Here is a 19,182-nt window from a genome sequence, read left to right as displayed (position 1 = left end):
AGACTAGATAAGGAATTAAGAAATGTCTGATATTGAAAAAATTCTAGTCCCAGATGTCGGTGGCGATGAAGTAGAAGTTATCGAGATTTGTTTTGCAGTAGGCGACAGTTTAGAAGCTGACGAAGGTATTATTACCGTAGAAACTGATAAAGCATCAATGGATATTCCAGCCCCATTTGCTGGTGAGCTTGTTGCGTTATCCGTTAAAGTTGGTGACAAGATCAAAGAAGGTGATGTTATTGCCGAGATGAAGAGCGCTGCTGCTGAAGATACAGCAGAAGCACCTGTTGCGGCTGAGTCAGAAGTAAAAGCTGAACCAGAAGCTAAGGCTGAAGCACCGGCAGCAGAAAAAGCGCCAAGTGCTGCAACTAGCAGTGAAGTTATTGAAATTGCCGTACCTGATATTGGTGAAGATGGCGAAGTTGACGTTATCGAAGTACTGGTTGCGGTTGGTGATGTGATAGAAGCTGAAGATGGCTTGATCACGTTAGAAACTGATAAAGCGACTATGGATGTTCCGTCACCTCATGCTGGTACAGTTAAAGAAGTGCTGATTAATACCGGTGATAAAGTTAAGCAAGGCTCTATTGTGATTAAGCTTGAAACTTCATCAAGTGCACCTGCATCTGAAGAAGCGCCTGCTACGCCAGCTCCTGCTGCTGAGAAATCAGCGCCTGCGGCGGCTGCAAGCAGTGAAGTTATCGAAATAGCGGTACCTGATATTGGCGAAGATGGCGAAGTTGACGTTATTGATGTACTGGTTGCTGTTGGCGATGTTATTGAAGCTGAAGATGGCTTGATCACGCTAGAAACAGATAAAGCCACTATGGATGTGCCATCGTCACATGCCGGAACGGTAAAAGAAGTATTGATCAGTACGGGTGATAAAGTTAAGCAAGGTTCAATTGTTATCAAGCTTGAAACGTCGTCTGGTGCTCCTGCTCAGGAAGCAGCGCCTGAAGCTACTTCAGCGCCAGCACCGGCTGCTAGCCAAGCACCAGCGCCAGCAGCTAAAAAATCAGCGCCTGTGCCGCATCATCCACAAATTGGTTTAACGAATGCCGATGCTATTTATACTTCACCTTCTATTCGACGCATTGCTCGCGAGTTTGGAGTTGATTTAACGTTAGTCAAAGGTACTGGACGTAAAGGCCGTATTTTAAAAGAAGATGTACAGTCGTATGTTAAATATGAATTGTCACGTCCGAAAGCTAATGCGGGTAGTTCAGTAGCGGCTGGTGAAGGTGGTTTACAAGTTGTTAGCGCTAAGCAAATTGATTTCTCGAAGTTTGGTGAAGTTGAAACGAAAGCACTGACACGTATTCAGAAAATATCGGGTCCTTTCTTACATCGTAACTGGGTAACTATCCCGCATGTTACGCAGTTTGATGAAGCCGACATCACCAATGTTGAAGCCTTCCGTAAAGAACAAAACGTTATTTGTGAAAAGCAAAAGTTGGGTTTTAAAATTACGCCATTAGTGTTTATTTTAAAAGCCGCAGCAGATGCATTGCGCACCTTTCCAACCTTTAACTCTAGCTTGAGTGAAGACGGTGAAAGCTTAATTCTGAAAAAGTATATTCACATTGGTGTTGCGGTTGATACACCTAATGGTTTAGTTGTACCGGTCGTGCGTGATGTTGATCAAAAAGGCATTCACCAGTTATCGCGTGAATTACTTGAAATTAGCATAAAAGCGCGTGACGGCAAGTTAAAAGCGACGGATATGCAAGGCGGTTGTTTTACTATTTCTAGCCTTGGTGGTATTGGCGGTACGGCTTTTACGCCGATTGTTAATGCTCCAGAAGTAGCGATTTTAGGTGTTTCTAAATCAGAAATGAAACCTAAATGGAATGGTAAAGATTTTGAACCTAAGTTAATGTTACCGTTATCTATGTCCTACGACCATCGTGTAATTGACGGCGCACTAGCGGCACGCTTTACTGTACATCTGGCAGGTGTAATGAGTGATATTAGAAAACTCATCCTATAATTGCCAAATGGCAGATATAAAACAGTAATATGACCTAAAGTTGGTAAAGTGAAAGTAATTGGTTAATTTTCGCTTTTACCAACTTTTTGCTAATAATTACTGATTTAAAGATGGCGATCCTGGTGCGGTTTAAGTAAAATCGTCGCCAAGTAAGATATAATCAAATGCTGAAATATTAATGGTTAACGCTATTAATTTTGCTCAGCAAATATAGGCTGGCAAAACCAGCAATAAATACATCAATTTTGAGGTTAGCATGAGTAACGATATTAAAACTCAAGTAGTAGTTTTAGGTGCGGGTCCTGGTGGCTATTCAGCAGCATTTCGCGCAGCAGATTTAGGTTTAGACGTAATATTAGTTGAAAGCCGTGAAACGCTTGGTGGCGTTTGTTTGAATGTGGGTTGTATCCCATCAAAAGCACTTTTACACGTAGCTAAAGTTATTGACGATGCAGCAGCAATGGCTTCTCATGGTGTTACTTTTGGCGCACCAAAAATTGATTTAGACAAAATTCGTGGCTGGAAAGAAAAGGTTATTAGTCAATTAACAGGTGGTTTAGGCGGAATGGCTAAAGCACGTAAAGTTAAAACAGTATTTGGTTACGGTAAATTCACTTCAGATAAAACTATTGAAGTTGAAGGCGCTGACGGTAAAACAACCATCACTTTTGACAACGCGATTATAGCTGCGGGTTCATCAGTAGTAGATTTACCTTTTATTCCAAAAGATGATCCACGTGTTATCGATTCAACCGGTGCTTTAGAGCTTCAAGACGTACCAGAAGAAATGTTAGTACTGGGTGGCGGCATTATCGGTTTAGAAATGGGTACGGTATATCGTGCGTTAGGTTCAAATGTTTCAGTAGTAGAATTTGCTGACCAATTAGTACCTGCAGCTGATAAAGATATTGTGCAAGTTTATACTAAATACAATAGCAAAAAATTCAACATTATGTTGTCAACGAAAGTTGTTGCTGTTGATGCTAAAGACGATGGTTTATATGTTACTTTTGAAGGCAAAAATGCCCCAGAAGGGCAAGTACGCTACGATAAAATTCTAGTTGCTGTTGGTCGTAAGCCGAACGGTCACTTAGTTGCTGCAGATAAAGCCGGTGTTAATGTTGATGAGCGTGGCTTTATCAACGTAACTAATGAGCTTCGCACTAACGTTAACCACATTTTCGCCATTGGCGATGTTGTTGGTCAACCTATGCTTGCGCATAAAGCGGTACATGAAGCGCATTGTGCTGCTGAAGTTATCTCAGGCAAGAAACATACTTTTGAACCACGTTGTATTCCTTCAATTGCTTATACTGATCCAGAAATGGCTTGGGTTGGCGTTACAGAACGTGAAGCGAAAGAGCAAGGCTTGAACATTGAAGTGGCTAACTTCCCTTGGGCTGCTTCTGGTCGTGCAATTGCTTCTGCGCGTACTGAAGGTAAAACTAAGATGATCTTCGAAAAAGAAACTGGCCGTGTATTAGGTGGTGCTATTGTTGGTATCAATGCTGGTGAAATGCTAGGTGAAGTTTGTTTAGCCGTTGAAATGGGCGCTGATGCTGAAGACATAGGTCTTACTATTCATGCTCACCCAACATTAAATGAATCAATCGGTATGGCTGCAGAGATCTTTGAAGGTACGATTACTGATATGCCAAACCCTAAAGCCGTTAAAAAGAAAAAATAATTTCGTTTTAACTTGGCGCTAACTTAGCGTTTAAGCACATCGATTAAAAAGCCAGCGACTACGCTGGCTTTTTTGTGTCCAAATGGTGTATAAATATATTGTTGAGATTAACAAATAAATAACAATAGCTTGGATGCAAATAATGAATAAAATATTACTAACTCTTATGTTAAGTCTGGTTGCCTATTTTGGGCATGCGAAAACACCGGCTTTGAATTATGAACAGTTCGGTACGCTGCCAATGATAGAGTACCCGAGCGTATCACCTAATGGTAAATTTATAGCGGCAATTTATAATGCTAGTGATGGTCCTAGCGTCGTTATTAGTGATTTTGGTTCGGCTGAAGTATCAACAATTGTACAACTGAAGAAGTCTCAAGATCGTATTGAAGATATTGCGTGGGTAAATTCATCACGTCTATTAATTGTTGCCAGTTATTCAGAAAATATACTTAATCGCAGATTTAGACGCGATCGTATTTTTTCGGTGAATACGGATGGCACTGATCTTGTTGAGCTTAAAACGAAAATGCCACCTAGTGCGGCACCATGGGAAATTAGAAATGCTGGAAGCTTGCGACTTGTATCGTTATTAAAAGATGATAAAAAGCACGTGTTATTGCAAACATATGATTATAGAGATGAAGCTCAAGCGGTATATAAAGTTAATGTTTATGAAAATGACTTTGATAAGCTATTTGTAAATAAGTTTGATGTGTATGCGTGGGTTGCTAATGAAAAGGGCGAAGTGCTATTTGGTTACGGCACTGAAAAAAGTAAAAAAATTAGCGATGTAAATACAATTTGGCATAGAAAGAATGAGCAATCTGAATGGAAACTGCTACATAAGCAAAAAGCATACAGGGGCGAAAAATTCTCTCCGATTATAGTACAGGATGATAAGCTACTTGTTATAAGTGATTATAAAACTAGACGAAAAGCTCTGTGGTCTTACGATATAAAAACCGGTAAATTTGCTGATATGTTATTTGGACATGAGGAGTATGATGTTACCTCTGCGATCTATAATGCAGACAGAAGCCGTGTTATCGGCGTTTACTATTACGATGATTACTTACGCGAACATTACTTTCAAGATGAAGACAGCAAGATCTCTTCTTTAGTTAAAAATAGCTTCAAAGGTTATCAAGCAACTATATTTAGCCGTAGTGAAGATAAAACTAAAATGCTGGTTTATGCGACAAAAGATAATAGTCCGCAAAAATTTTTTTGGTTAGATATTAAAAATAAAAAAGGGGGCTTGTGGTTTAGTACTTATCCTTTTTTAGAAAGGCAGGCTATGCCTAATGTATTACCGATAAAATTTGATGCGGATGACGGTGTTGGTTTGACCGGGTATTTGACCTTACCTCTGAGTAGCAATAGTGAAAGCAAACCTCCGCTTGTTGTTTGGCCACACGGCGGGCCTATTGGTATAAGAGATTATCAAACCTTTGATCCTTACGTTCAGTTTTTTACTAGCCAAGGTTATGCCGTTTTACAGGTGAACTATCGAGGATCTGGCGGTTTTGGTACAAACTTTGAAACTGCAGGTTACCATCAGTGGGGCAAACGTATGCAGCAGGACTTGTATAATGGTTTTGACTGGTTAAAAGGTAAAGACCTTGTTGATACTAATAAATCTTGTTTTGCAGGTTACAGCTATGGTGGTTACGCCGCATTGACAGCTGCATTTCAACAGCCGGAACAATATCGATGTATTGTTAGTATTGCAGGTATTAGTGATTTGTATACCTTGGCAGAAAAAGACTATAGATGGCAAGGAAATATACGTGCAAGTATAGTTAACACTATCGGCGATCCAACGGATGATAAAGTGGCGGGTGAATTGGAGCGTTTATCTGCGATTAATCATATTAATAAAATTAAATCGCCTATTTTATTAATGCATGGTCGATATGATACCCAAGTCCGTGTAGAGCAATCATCAGATTTTTTTAATAAGGCGAAAAGCGCCGGCTTAGATGTAAAATATGTTGAGTTCGAATATGGTACTCATTATTTAGACGAAGCCGATAATAGGCTTGAGGCATTTAAAGAACTCAACGATTTCCTTAAGCAGCACTTAAAATAATTCAGAACAGATGTTATTTGAAAAGCCAGCATGCACGCTGGCTTTTTTAGGTCTTAATTTTGTTTTCATAGATTGTCTGTCAGACTATACTAAATAACATTAATCTCATAACTTGAGGTTTAGCTATATGGATATTAACACTATGAAAAATATTATTTTATTATCGTCTTTGATACTACTGAGTGCTTGCTCAACCCAAAAGGAGACGCCCAATGGTGCCTCGCAATGGGATTTTGATCATCAAATACAATTCAAACAAACCGATTTGGAGAACGGTAAGCATCATCTGCAAGTTATTGCTAAGCAAAATACCGAGTTTAGTAAATTGGCTACGTTTTTAATGCGCCGCTCATTACGTATTTGTAAAAGCTATGGCTTTAAAATTGAAGTGCTAGAAGGTGTTGAACGCTTTGATGACAAATTGTCATTTCCTAATATGATCATGCCGTCGCTATCCGCTAATATTGAGTGTCCAGCTGCTATCAAATAATAATGGCCATTTAGAGACAAAAAATAGATACAAAAAATAGAGACAAAAAATAGAGACAAAAAAGGGTTACTTTACAATGTTGTAAAGTAACCCTTTTGCTTAATAGTTTTTAGCTGATTGCTAGTTAACTATTTTGATCTTAGCTAGGATCAGCAATTCTAACAGCAGCGGTTGCTGGCGTTGTTAATACTTCAACTGGTGGAGCAAAGTCTGTTAGGTTAATACCGTCTACAGCGCTTTTGTATTCAGCCAATGTAGGGAAACGACCCAACATAGATGCAAGTACAACTAACGGTGTTGAACCTAATAATGATTCACCTTTTTTCTCAGTGGTATCAGCTACAACACGACCTTGGAACAAGCGTGTAGATGTAGCGATTACCGTATCACCCGGTTCAGCTTTCTCTTGGTTACCCATACATAAGTTACAACCAGGGCGTTCTAAGTACATGATGTTTTCATACTTAGTACGTGCCGAATTTTTTGGATTTACATCGTCAAATTCGAAACCTGAATACTTTTGTAGTATTGCCCAATCGCCTTCAGCTTTAAGCTCATCAACAATATTGTATGTTGGTGGCGCTACAACTAGTGGTACTTTAAATTCAATTTTACCATTTTGCTTTTCAATATTACGGAACATTTGCGCAATGATTTGCATATCGCCTTTATGTACCATACATGAACCAACAAAACCTAAATCAACCGTTTTGCCATTGTAGAAAGAAACAGGGCGAATAACGTCATGCGTGTAACGCTTAGATACGTCGTCGTTGTTTACATCTGGATCGGCAATCATAGGTTCGTCGATTAGGTCTAAATCAACGACTACTTCAGCGAAGTATTTAGCATTTGCATCAGGTCTTAGTGCAGGTGTAGTACCAGACTTAACCTCGTCAATACGTTTATCAGCTAAAGCAATTAAACCATGAAGCGTTTTCGCTGGGTTTTCCATACCTTTATCAATCATGATTTGGATGCGACTTTTCGCTAATTCAAGTGATGCAATTAAGGTATTATCTTGAGAAATACAGATTGAAGCTTTTGCTTTCATTTCTGCAGTCCAATCGGTAAAAGTAAATGCTTGGTCAGCCATTAACGTACCAATGTGTACTTCGATTACACGACCTTGGAAGACGTTTTCACCGCCAAATTGCTTCAGCATTTGTGCTTGTGTTGAATGAACAACGTCACGGAAATCCATGTGTTTTTTCATATGACCTTTAAAGGTCACTTTCACTGATTCAGGGATTGGCATTGCAGACTCACCCGTTGCCAGTGCAATTGCTACCGTGCCTGAGTCGGCACCAAAGGCAACACCCTTAGACATACGTGTATGCGAGTCACCACCAATGATAATAGCGCGGTCGTCAACAGTAATATCATTCAATACTTTGTGAATAACATCCGTCATTGCCGGATAAACACCTTTAGGATCACGTGCTGTGATTAAACCAAACGCGTTCATAAAGCTCATTAACTTAGGCGTATTCGCTTTTGCTTTACTATCCCAAACAGATGCTGTGTGACAACCTGATTGGAATGCACCATCAACAATTGGCGATATAGTAGAAGCAGCCATTGCTTCTAATTCCTGACATGTCATAGGGCCAGTAGTATCTTGCGAGCCGACAATATTTACTTTAACACGGACGTTTGAGCCTGCGTGCAATGGTGAGTCAGATAAAACACCAACGGCATTACGGTTAAATATTTTCTCAACAGCCGTTAAGCCTTGGCCTGCATGCGAAATTTCTTTTGAAGATGCATATACGCTGACAGGTTCAACACCTAAAGCTTCTGTTGCAAATGTTTGTAGTTTCTTACCAAACGTTACAGCATATGACCCACCAGCTTTCATAAATTCCATTTTCTGTGGCGTAAAGGCTGAAGATATATCAGCAAGCTCTTGGTCGCCGTTGAATAATTTATGCGCTTTGGTATCAATAGTTAATACAGTACCTGTAGCTACTGAGTACAATTCTTCCAGCACGGCATCACCATTTGCGTCAACAACGGTATTACCACTTGCGTCTACTTTCTTAACCCAGTTTTTAAGGTCAAGACCAATACCACCCGTTACATCAACCGTTGTTAGGAAGATTGGAGCGATACCATTTGTGCCAGCAACAATGGGTGCAATGTTGATAAAAGGTACGTATTGACTTGCTTTCTTACCGGTTAATAGTGCAACGTTGTTAACACCAGACATACGAGATGAACCAACACCCATAGTACCTTTTTCTGCGATAAGCATAACTTTCGCATTAGGGTACTTAACTTGTAATGCTTTTATTTCTGCTTGAGCTTCTGGCGTGCTCATGCATTGACCATGTAATTCACGATCTGCACGAGAATGAGATTGATGACCTGGAGATAATAAATCTGTTGAAATATCACCTTCACCAGCAATATAAGTCACAATTTCAATTTTCTCGTCTATTTCAGGCAGTTTTGTAAAGAACTCAGCGTTTGCATAACTGGTTAGAATATCTTTAGCAATGGCGTTACCGGCTTTAAATGCTGCTTCAAGGCGAGCAGTATCAGCATCGTATAAAAATACTTGGGTTTTTAATACTTCTGCGGCAGGTTGTGCAACCGATGTATCGTCAGATAAGGCTAAATCAAGTAGTACTTCTACTGAAGGTCCACCTTTCATATGAGAAAGCAATTCAAAGGCAAACTCAACTGAGATTTCAGCAACAACAGATTCACCAAGAATAATTGCTTTCAAGAATTTAGCTTTTTCACTTGCGGCACTTGTTGTACCTGGCAAAGTATTATAGATAAAGAAGTTAAGTGAATCGGCACGATGCTCGTTACCTTGATCTTTAATTTGATCGATAATTTCTGCTAATAACTCAGCGCCATCAATCGGCTTAGGTGCTAATCCTAGATCATTCTTACGACTTTCAATCTCTGCGATATATTCTAAATATAGGCTCATTTGATTCCCTCTTTGACTAAATATACTAGTAATATTATCACTAGGAATTGTTGATTTTTACTGGTTTCGTTCGAGTTGTTTATTAATACCAAGTTGATTAATTAGCGGCTTATTTTTTCTCATGAAAAAGTAGATCACTTAATTAATCAAATGGGTATAACATTTATATCAAGCTTGAGCATGTGTTTTTTCGCGCTATGTTGCAAAAAATCATATCAAGACAACTATGCTACATCAATTGTATTGCTGTTAATCAATAGTGTATTCGAACAAAATTTATACATGAAGGTCAACAAAGCCTAGCTGTGTAAAATTTGCCTATATTCTACCTGATTTTATAGTTACTACTAATCACTTGATTAAATAAGCACTATTCACGCTATTTATAGGTAGTAGAAAGAACGGTTATACTGGTGAGGTTTTTTAAGCTATTTATTCTGATAATGGCCATTTCCGAACTGCTGGTAAACTGATTGAGAAGTTTGGCAAAACCTTACCAACACGCTTATGGGTGGCGCCGCCGAAATGGTTAGAGACCAGCTTACTGCTGAAGGTTACCATAGTATTTATGATAAAGCGGGCGCAAGAAGCAAGCCTCCTGGTTGTTCATCAAATAAAGTAGGGTCAGATACACATTAAATTTTAGTTGCCTGATATCCTCTAAAACGAGCAACATGGTCAAGCTCTGAGCTCAATATTGCCTCTTTTACAATGACCAAAGCCACCAAAATCAATTAATGTGTATCTGACCCTACTTTATATGATCCCGCTTTATAGTTTGATTTAAAATCAAACCTGATGGACAGGTGTTTCTTTGTAGGTCGGGCTTTAGCCCGTCAACGGTTAAGTAAACGATTAATCTGATGAGAAATAACCCTGTCTCGATTATTATTTTTACAATCGGCATTTCTCTATAGGCCATTAAAGAAAAAGTCCAAAGCAATATTATAAATGCTCATGAAAATTATCGGATTAATCTTTACCTAATTTACTGTTAACTTTTTTCATATGCTCACGAAAGCTTTTATCGAACTTTGACTCCCCACAGCTGAAAAATTGTGTAGATGAACCTTCGCTTAAACCATAAGCACTTAAGTCTTGAGTCACTGAACATCTGCCGTCATCACCTTTGGTAATCGCTATTCCTGCCCCCATGTTTTTAGTGTTTTTTTCTCGCTCTTTCTCTTCATCTTTTATGGGGACTGAATGTGGGACCGACGTTGAGTTGGTGTTAAAAACTGAAGGTGGTTGATAGCTTTGATAGGGGTTATCTGTATTTTGAAGCGAATTTTTATTAAGTGTACTGCGCAGCTTTTGTAATTGCGTGAAACTATCTAATTTTCTATTTGTAGGCTTTGGTAAGGGGGTCGGCTCAGTGGTTTTATTGTCCGTTTCAGGTAATTCAATAGCTTCCATTATCGCTAAGTCAGCTGGAGGTGAATCATCAAGCGCTTTTTTTGTTATTTCAGGCGTTAGGTTATTTTCTGTTGGTTTATTATTAAGCTCAGTTTGTTCAATAGCAGGCGATTCCATTGTCGGGGCTTTTTCTAACAACTTTTTATTAACTGCGTTTGCTTCAGTTTTGGCTACATTTGGTGGGTAATATATAAAGCTTTTTATCGGTGTTGTTTTGGTCGTTGATTTTACTATTTTTGGCTTGTTTGGTTGCGCCATCAGCATTAAATAAACAATTATGCCATGAATAATTAAGGAACATAGAATGGCGGGGTAAGTTCCTTTTCGCACAACAATATCAATATCAGATAAATAGAAGATAAGTTATAGACGCGATAGCGCAGTGTAAGTTCAATTGATATTCAACTCAATTTCTCACTTTCTTTACAATAGCCTGCAACTCACCTTTGTCAGATAAGTCCTTTAAGGCTTGTGATAAAAGTGTTGTTTCATTGGCTAATGCAGATTTTTTTGACACCGTAATATAAGATCCTACCGTTTTGTCATAAGCGAACTTCGCTATTTTAATTTGAGTATTATAAACCTTTTGATCAACCCAGGGTGTGATAGTTTCTTCGCGCTCAAGGAAGGTGTCAATGCGCCCTTTTAATAGCATATCAACGAGTTGCTGGTAGTTAGTTAATGGAATTTTAGAGAGTTGTGTATCTTGGTCAAACTGATCAAAATATGAAGCTCCTCTTAAAACGCCAATGTTTAAAGAATGCAGGTCTTCATAGCTATTTAAATCGATTTTACTGTCGGCATGAATATAGAATTGTAACGGCAGCTTTTGTATTTTTATTGGCGGTTCAAGATATTGTAGAAACTGTTTTCTTGTTTCTGTTTTCCTTATCGCAATCATCATGTCGGCTTGACCACTTTGTAATAGTGCAAAACAGCGAGCAGGAGGGCAATAGACAAAACTCGCTTTTTTATTTAATTTGGCTGCCAATGCATGGGCGATATCAATATTTTCGCCAATGAATATACCGTCAACAATGTTGGAGAATGGCGGTTCAATATGCGTAGCAACAATAATAGTATTTAGCGGTTGCGCTGTGATTTTAAATGACATAAAAAATAAAAAAAACAGACAACCCAAACTAGCGCGAACGAGCAGCGGTATTTGTTTAATTAAGTCTATTTTTACTATGAAAAAATTATTGCCAATATTTGTGATAAATCATTTCCTTATTTGCCAAGACTAAAACACTATTTTATTTCATTAACCTGAGTTATTTCGTGTTAAAAACTAGGGTTTTGCTACAATTAAGTGGCAATATCTATTATAACAAGGTCCTTACTAAATATAGTAGATTTTCATTATTAGATGATGGTTTTTTAGGCTAGCTTTTTTGCTTTCAATTAGATGTTAAACACTGCTGCAAACGCTGAGTGAAATTAGCTAACAAAATGCCAAACGGGTTATATAATTGAGTCTAAGCGATGCAGTTATTTAATCCAATGGGTAAAATAGGTTTTTCGAAAAATTTTCAGAATGAGGTATATATGGAATATCAATTTATAGATGATCCAATCACAGGCGGCGCTATCGCTAAGTTCTCACTTGATCATGAAGTTATTGGTCCGTGGTTAGAAGTTGAAGTTGGTACTGATACAGACAAGCTTGAACAGTTATTGTCAGCTATGGCAGATATTGAAGCAGAGAAAAAGTTAGAAGTTACTATAACAGGTAACGAATACACGGTGGTTTTTAATCGTGGTGATGTCACAGTACAAACTAATGCCAGTATGGACGGACTTGAGGTATTGCCAGATTCATTGATTGAAGAAGATATAGATTTTGATCAACAGGACTCGTCATCTTGTGGACGCGAAGATTTTCGAGAAATACTATTGTCTTGGGCAAAGTTCGTCAATAAAAGATAGGTATGCATAAGACCATTATTTTATTAATTTTTGATAAGTTTTGAATGACAAATTTTTATATTTCACCTGGTTTTTAATTGCTGAGGCTTGATTTTACAGATAAAAATCGTGATAGTCAGACCTCACTTGTAATCTATGGTAAGTAAATGATTGTAAATACTTCTTCTAGAAAGCTTTTTCAAATGTGCTTTGTTTTTTTGTTATTTATTGCTGTAAATATGCCGACCATCGTCCATGCACAATTAACACCGTGGCAAAGGGGGGATATAGCTAAAAAGGTGTCACTGCGCGGCAGTGCAGTTTATCAAGATTCACTCTGGATAACGGGCAGCGAAAATGCGGTATATGTTAGCCAAGATGCAGGTAAAACTTGGTTAGATCGCTCGGTTATTGCAAAGGTTAATACCGACTTTCGTGATATCGCATTATTTGATCATAACACCGCTATCGTAATGGGTGTAGGGGAAGGCGCTCAATCTGTTTTATATAAAACAATAGACGCTGGCATAACTTGGCAATTACTCTTACAGAATGAAGATGCTAAGGGCTTTTATGATTCCATTGCGTTTTGGAATAATACCACAGGGCTATTATTAGGCGACCCTGTTGACGGTTTTTATGTGATTAAAAAAACCGAAGATGCGGGTCGAACATGGCGAAGAATTGCGCGGTTAAAACTCCCTAAAATCTTACCCAAAGAAGCCGCCTTTGCCGCTAGTGGCAATACGCTTATTACAGATGAAAATGGTCAAGCTTGGTTAACTACGGGGGGCTTTACAGCTTCAGTTTATTACAGCAGTGATTGGGGCGAAAGTTGGCTAAGGCAAAGTGTGCCGCTTTTTCAACAAACACAAACCGCAGGCGGTTATGCGTTAGCGCTGAACAGTCAACAGCAGGTTTTTGTGCTAGGTGGAGATTATCTGCAAAGGCCAGCAAGTTACGCCAATATTGCCACCTTTTTAGACAAGCAATGGCAGCCAATTGATGCGGGTCAACGTGGTTTGCGCACCGCGATGAGCTGCAGCGAAAATATTTGTATTGCCAGTGGCAAAACTGGCAGTGATATTTCCACAGATTCCGGACAACATTGGCAAGCGTTTGACGATACTTCAAGCGAAATAAACGACCAGGGTTTTTATACTATCGCCAGTGATAATGGATTGTTTTTAGCCGCAGGAGCACAAGGGAAGGTTGCAATATATCGCACCAATCCATGAGTGCAGTTGTTCATATTTCTCAATGATTTTAACTTTGTTCTTAACTTTATGCTTAACTTTATTCTGGACTAGGCTATGCATAAAACTGTGTTTTTAACTTGAATTAATATTACCAGCCGATCGCACTAAGCCAGCTTATAATTTCTGTTGTTAAGGTGTTTTTAGGGTAGTAACCGGTAACTTGATTACTTAATTGCTTTTGTCGGTAATACACTTTCAATTCTCTTTTAGCAGCATCTTTTCTTATTTTTGCATTCGCAAGCACTAACCGGTGGTCACGCTTTAAATATAAATCGAGTATGGGATAATCTGTTTCTGCCAATTGTTGCGCTATTTTATCGCTTGCTGGTATTGTTGGCATATAGCTACTAAGCATAACAAATGCCGCGGGTGCAGCCACTAACGCTTGCTGATATATGCCGAGTAATACAGCGCTATTACTACCTTCTGCCACAACAATTATGACTCCAGGATAACTTTTAGCTTTCTCAATTACCGCTAGCATAATATCGGCAAATTTTTTGCTATAGCTTGTTAAAGTGTCGCTATCTTCAGTGCTGCGTTCTTGCGCCATGAATGCTTGTGATGGGTAGTTTTCTGGTTTACTTGGAGGATGCAAGGTAATGGTTGTCCATCCATGCTGTGGCATGTCCTTACGAAGCTGATTAAGTGCGTTAGGTGTTGCTATGCTTTGTTGCCAATCAGGAATTAACACCATCACACCTTTGTTAATCGCCGTGGTGTGTTCATTAATCGCCGTCAGATAACTTTCAGATCCAACAAGTATTGGACTGATTTTCTCTTGCGATAAGTAGTGTTTAATATCTTGCTGCTGCTGTTCAAACGAATCAACCGGTGGGTTGATGATGACGTGGTGTTGATGTTCATCTTCTGCTGTATCAGTGTCTTTTATTGACTCAGGGTCAGCTTTTTTATCGTCGGATTCCGTGTTTGTTTCTGCTTCAGTGTCGCTGTTAGTACTTTGCTCTGTACCTGCCGTTTCGCTGTTAGCACTTTTCTCTGTTTTTGCACCTGTTTTTAGCTGCTCTTGTACTTCTTGGATAGGGTCAAAGGCCAATGAGTGCGTGCTATTAAACAGTAGGGTCGATGTCGCTAATATAATGAAATTAAATAATGGTTTTATTTTTAAACGCATAAAGTAACTTTCCTCTGACAGATGAGTGATTAACAGGATGGCGCTACCAAACGCGTGTGCCTATAGTATCGACATTAGCTAGTATCGACGTTATCGACATTTTCTTTAACTAATCTCTTTAACTAATACCTTTATCTAACCTCTGTAACTTTTGGTATTAATCAAAAGGGCAGGCTTTTGAAAATGTTAATGTTTGCGCAGAAACTGGATGCGTTATTTGTAGCATTTTTGCATGTAATTGCAAGCGATTACTCATGGTTAATGCTTGCTGGTGGGCATAAAGTCGATCGCCAAGTATTGGATGACCAAGAAAAAGCATATGCACCCGTAATTGGTGCGAGCGTCCTGTTACCGGTGTCAGTTCAACTAAGGTGGTTATTTTTTTATCGTTGTTTTCACGATAACTTAGCACGTTGTAATGGGTTAACGCGGCTTTGCCATTTTCATGATCGACTTTCTGTTTTGGCCTATTTGGCCAGTCACAAATTAAAGGTTGTTCAACAGAACCCTGAGTTTTTTCAATTTTACCAAAGACCCGAGCAATGTAGCTTTTTTGCGTTAAGCGCTTTTCAAATTGACGGCTAATTGCTACATGGGCAGGTTTATTCAGTGCCATTAAAATAATGCCCGATGTTGCCATGTCTAAGCGATGAACCACGGTTGCCGTAGGCAGCACTTTTAGCACTCTATTTTGTAAACAGTCTTGGTGTTCAGGCAAGCGACCGGGTACCGTCAATAGCCCGCTAGGTTTATTGAAGACAACAATATCGTTATCTTGATAAACAATATCAAGGTAAGGACTCATTGGGGGCTGATAAATAAAATCAGGGTTAGCACCCATCTTAAGGTATTCCTTTTAAACTTGCGTGAAACAAAAAGGCTACACAATATGCGTAGCCTTACTATTTTTTATTCTTAGTTGTTAGTGCTTTCTAGCCTAGTTGCTGACAACAATTAACCGCACAGCTTCAAACTGAATTTGTGCTTTTTCAATATATTCAGCTAAGGCATTTTTTTGCATCAAAATAAAGTCAATTTCTTGCTGACGCACACTTGGGTTTATGGCTTTTAGCGCCGTTAAACGTTGATGTTCTTCATCCATGGCTACTTGCATACCTGCAAGCGCTTTTGCTTGAATAGAAGAAATTTGCGCATCCGCATGTGCTTCTGCTTTGGCAACTAACGGAGCCACTTGGCTTCTCAATGCTTTAACTAATTGCAGTGCCACTTGTTTTTTCACCGGTGACAGTTGTTGATCTAATACTGTTTCGCTGACTTTATCGGCAAGGTTATTACCATTTTTGTCGACTAAGATGCGAATAGGTGTAGTCGGTAAATAACGACCTAGCTGCAAATTGCTTGGTGCAATAGCTTCTAAGGTGAAAATACACTCTAAGAAAAATGTGCCAGCAGGCAGTGCCGGGTTTTTCAATAGGCCAATACTTGAGTTACCTATTTCATCAGAAAGAACAAGGTCCATAGCACCACGTACCATAGGATGATCCCAGGTAATAAGCTGGTAGTTTTCAACTGCTAGTGCGGTATGACGGTTAAAAGTAATCGTTGTGCCGTCTTCAGGTAAGCATGGGAAGTTAGTACACAACATATGCTCAGAAGGTTGCAGTGCAATGGCATTATCTGCTTTATCATCTTGTTGAATGCCAAAAACATCCAATAACTGAAACATGAATTGTGGCAAATGAATTTGTTGATCTAACTTTTCAATCTTTTCAACTAAGGCATGTGCTTTACCTTGGCCTGAAGAGTGCAGCTCAAGCAATTTATCTCGGCCTGATTCAAGGTCTTGTTTGATGGTTAAATGTTTCTCATGACTTTGCTTGATCAACGTTTCCGCTTCGTTAGAATCCCAACTGGCGCTAAGTGCTAGGTCAAATAATTTTTCACCAAAAGCGTTAAAAACTGCATGGCCAGTAATACAAGTATGCTCAAATGCGTTCAACGCTTTTTTATACCATTTAAACAGTAAACTTTGCGCAGAGTCTTCAAAATAAGGCACGTGAATACGAATAGTCTCTGTCTGACCAATACGGTCTAAGCGACCGATACGTTGTTCTAGTAAATCTGGGTTACGTGGTAAATCAAACAAGACTAAATGATGTGCAAATTGAAAATTACGTCCTTCGCTACCAATTTCAGAACACAATAGCACCTGAGCGCTATCTTCATCTTGAGCAAAGTAGGCGGCAGCACGATCACGTTCAAAAATGCTTAAACCTTCATGAAATACCGCAGCACGCATACCTTCTTTAACACGCAAGGCGGTTTCTAAGTCGATAGCGGTTTGCGCATTTGCACAAATAACTAAGACTTTTTCTTTTTTCAATGACTGTAAAAGCTCAATTAAATAATCGACGCGTGGGTCAATATCATACCAATCTTCATGGCTGTCTAAGCTGAACAATGTTTCTGGCGTAAAAATAAGTTTTGCTTGTGCTTGTGATTTTAAATCTTCAGCAGTGCCTGACAATAAGAGTTCATTGATAGCGTCTTGATAGGCTTCTGGCATTGCCATTGGCGCAGCATGTAATTCACGGCCGGGGAAACCTTTAATGGTGTTACGGCTGTTACGAAACAATATACGACCTGTGCCATGACGGTCTAAAAGTTGATCAAGAATATGCTGGCGAGCATTTTTTTGCTCTGACTTTTCAGCATGATTGATTGCCGCAATATGTGCACTAACATCGGCTTCGTGCAACAAGGTGGTTAACGTGGTTATTTGTTCGCTAGCAAGTGGTTCATCAGTGATCAGCGTATTTGCTGCATCAGCGACTTCGGTATAATGTTGTTCTTCTTCAGTAAACTTTTGATAGTCGAAGAAGCGATCAGGATCAAGTAAACGTAAGCGAGCAAAGTGACCTTCATGACCTAATTGATCAGGTGTCGCCGTTAACAATAAAACCCCAGGTATGGTTTGCGCTAATTGCTCAATACATTGATATTCTATGCTGGCATTATCTTGCTGCCAACTTAAATGGTGTGCCTCGTCGACAACCATCAAGTCCCATTCTTCATCAATCATCGCTTCATACCAGCGAGGATTTTTGGTAATAAAGCCAAGATTAACTAGCACCAGTTGTTCTTGGCTGAATGGATTTTCATCATCGCCGTTATCTGATGTCTCTTCACAGCGACTTTCATCAAAAATACTAAACGGCAGATTAAAACGACGTAACATTTCAACCAACCATTGGTGCATTAATGACTCTGGTACAATAATTAGCACACGTTTAGCACGGCCTGTTACTAATTGTTGATGAATAATTAAGCCAGCTTCAATGGTTTTACCTAAACCCACTTCATCAGCTAACAAAACCCGAGGTGCAAAGCGACTACCGACTTCTTCAGCAATATATAATTGGTGTGGGATCAAGCTAACACGGCCACCGCTTAGGCCTGTTAAATCTGATTGTTGTTGGCTAAATTGATGATGTAGACAGTCTTTTCTTAAACGAAACCAATCAAGGCGATCAATTTGTCCGTTAAGGAGGCGATCATGAGGTTTATTAAATTTAATGAAATGATCAATCATCATTTCTTTTAATGAACAAGCTTCGCCGGTGTCTTGTCTAACACCAAAGTAGGTCAATAAATTATTATTTTCTTCGAACGATTCGACGGTAAGTGACCAACCTTCATGGCTTGGAATATTATCGCCAGCATTAAAAATAACTCGGGTTAAAGGTGCATTATCTATGGCATATTGTCTTGCATCCCCAGTAGCCGTAAATACGATAGTAACAAAACGACCTTCGACAGCGGTAACGGTACCTAGTCCTTGATCTGACTCACTATCACTAATCCAGCGTTGTCCAGGGTAAAATGACATAAAAAAAAACTCCAACTCAATAACTCGCGTAAAAAATACACGTCAAAAAAAGGGCGCTATAATATCGTTAATCATAGAAGTGATCATTAAAAAAATCAGTAAAAGCGCACTTTTTTTCTTTAAAATTAATAGAATTTAATTTTGTTTTAAGCCATAACGCATTCGCAGCACAATAATAGTCCTTGATACTTAAGGCTTAATCAGTAAAAAGCTGCTTGCTTGCGGGGAAATAAACTGTAGAGTGGTTATATGCTTGATGGTACAAGCCGTTTATATTGTTGTAAAAGCAATGATATAAATAAATGATTTATTGAATTATTTTGGTTAGATGAGTTATCAACTTTTTGTGGTTTCTGGCAGCTGTTACTAATAAACATCGCTGTGGAGCCTTCAACTTGTGAA

12 protein-coding genes are annotated in these 19,182 nt (G+C 39.0%); 6 read left to right on the top strand and 6 right to left on the bottom strand.

Features of this window, described 5'->3' with window-relative positions:
* Nucleotides 1-22: 22 nt before the first annotated feature.
* The 4 genes from aceF to A3Q33_RS05810 all read left to right on the top strand — a co-directional run bounded on the left by aceF (nt 23) and on the right by A3Q33_RS05810 (nt 6,265).
* Nucleotides 23-1,993 carry a pyruvate dehydrogenase complex dihydrolipoyllysine-residue acetyltransferase gene (gene aceF, locus A3Q33_RS05825; RefSeq protein WP_081179136.1) on the top strand — a complete coding sequence of 657 codons (1,971 nt, stop codon included), beginning with the start codon at nt 23-25 and terminating at the stop codon, nt 1,991-1,993.
* A 256-nt stretch (nt 1,994-2,249) separates the two neighbouring features.
* Entirely contained in the window at nt 2,250-3,680 is a 1,431-nt protein-coding gene (lpdA, locus tag A3Q33_RS05820) for a dihydrolipoyl dehydrogenase (protein ID WP_081179135.1), read from the top strand.
* A gap of 142 nt (nt 3,681-3,822) precedes the next feature.
* Nucleotides 3,823-5,775 (top strand): alpha/beta hydrolase family protein, encoded by a 1,953-nt coding sequence (locus A3Q33_RS05815; protein WP_196798057.1) that lies wholly within the window; start codon nt 3,823-3,825, stop codon nt 5,773-5,775.
* Nucleotides 5,776-5,902: 127 nt separating this feature from the next.
* Nucleotides 5,903-6,265 (top strand): hypothetical protein, encoded by a 363-nt coding sequence (locus tag A3Q33_RS05810; protein ID WP_081179133.1) that lies wholly within the window; start codon nt 5,903-5,905, stop codon nt 6,263-6,265.
* A gap of 139 nt (nt 6,266-6,404) precedes the next feature.
* Here the strand turns inward: A3Q33_RS05810 and A3Q33_RS05805 are convergent, their stop codons facing one another.
* The 3 genes from A3Q33_RS05805 to A3Q33_RS05795 all read right to left on the bottom strand — a co-directional run bounded on the left by A3Q33_RS05805 (nt 6,405) and on the right by A3Q33_RS05795 (nt 11,742).
* Nucleotides 6,405-9,212 (bottom strand): bifunctional aconitate hydratase 2/2-methylisocitrate dehydratase, encoded by a 2,808-nt coding sequence (locus A3Q33_RS05805; protein WP_081179132.1) that lies wholly within the window; start codon nt 9,210-9,212, stop codon nt 6,405-6,407.
* 972 nt (nt 9,213-10,184) lie between these two features.
* Entirely contained in the window at nt 10,185-10,958 is a 774-nt protein-coding gene (locus A3Q33_RS05800; RefSeq protein ID WP_155866711.1) for a hypothetical protein, read from the bottom strand.
* Nucleotides 10,959-11,034: 76 nt separating this feature from the next.
* On the bottom strand, nt 11,035-11,742 hold the full coding sequence (locus A3Q33_RS05795) for a substrate-binding periplasmic protein (RefSeq protein ID WP_081179130.1): 708 nt from the start codon (nt 11,740-11,742) through the stop codon (nt 11,035-11,037).
* 434 nt (nt 11,743-12,176) lie between these two features.
* Here A3Q33_RS05795 and A3Q33_RS05790 point away from each other — a divergent pair, with 434 nt between their 5' ends.
* Together A3Q33_RS05790 and A3Q33_RS05785 are read left to right on the top strand one after the other, a co-directional pair.
* Nucleotides 12,177-12,557, top strand: a complete 381-nt coding sequence (locus tag A3Q33_RS05790; protein WP_081182323.1) for a YacL family protein — start codon at nt 12,177-12,179, stop codon at nt 12,555-12,557.
* A 146-nt stretch (nt 12,558-12,703) separates the two neighbouring features.
* Entirely contained in the window at nt 12,704-13,774 is a 1,071-nt protein-coding gene (locus tag A3Q33_RS05785) for a WD40/YVTN/BNR-like repeat-containing protein (RefSeq protein ID WP_081179129.1), read from the top strand.
* A 109-nt stretch (nt 13,775-13,883) separates the two neighbouring features.
* Here the strand turns inward: A3Q33_RS05785 and A3Q33_RS05780 are convergent, their stop codons facing one another.
* The 3 genes from A3Q33_RS05780 to rapA form a co-directional block, all read right to left on the bottom strand.
* Nucleotides 13,884-14,930: a DUF3530 family protein gene (locus A3Q33_RS05780; protein ID WP_081179128.1), complete on the bottom strand. Its 1,047-nt coding sequence runs from the start codon at nt 14,928-14,930 to the stop codon at nt 13,884-13,886.
* Between the two features lie 157 nt (nt 14,931-15,087).
* Nucleotides 15,088-15,771 (bottom strand): bifunctional tRNA pseudouridine(32) synthase/23S rRNA pseudouridine(746) synthase RluA, encoded by a 684-nt coding sequence (gene rluA / locus A3Q33_RS05775; RefSeq protein WP_081179127.1) that lies wholly within the window; start codon nt 15,769-15,771, stop codon nt 15,088-15,090.
* Between the two features lie 96 nt (nt 15,772-15,867).
* Complete coding sequence (gene rapA / locus A3Q33_RS05770; RefSeq protein WP_081179126.1) at nt 15,868-18,780, bottom strand: RNA polymerase-associated protein RapA; 2,913 nt, start codon at nt 18,778-18,780, stop codon at nt 15,868-15,870.
* Nucleotides 18,781-19,182: the final 402 nt, after the last annotated feature.

The sequence above is a fragment of the Colwellia sp. PAMC 21821 genome (assembly GCF_002077175.1).
Classification (GTDB): Bacteria; Pseudomonadota; Gammaproteobacteria; order Enterobacterales; family Alteromonadaceae; genus Cognaticolwellia.
Note: the sequence above shows the minus strand (reverse complement) of the source record. Positions and strands in the feature narration are given on the sequence as shown.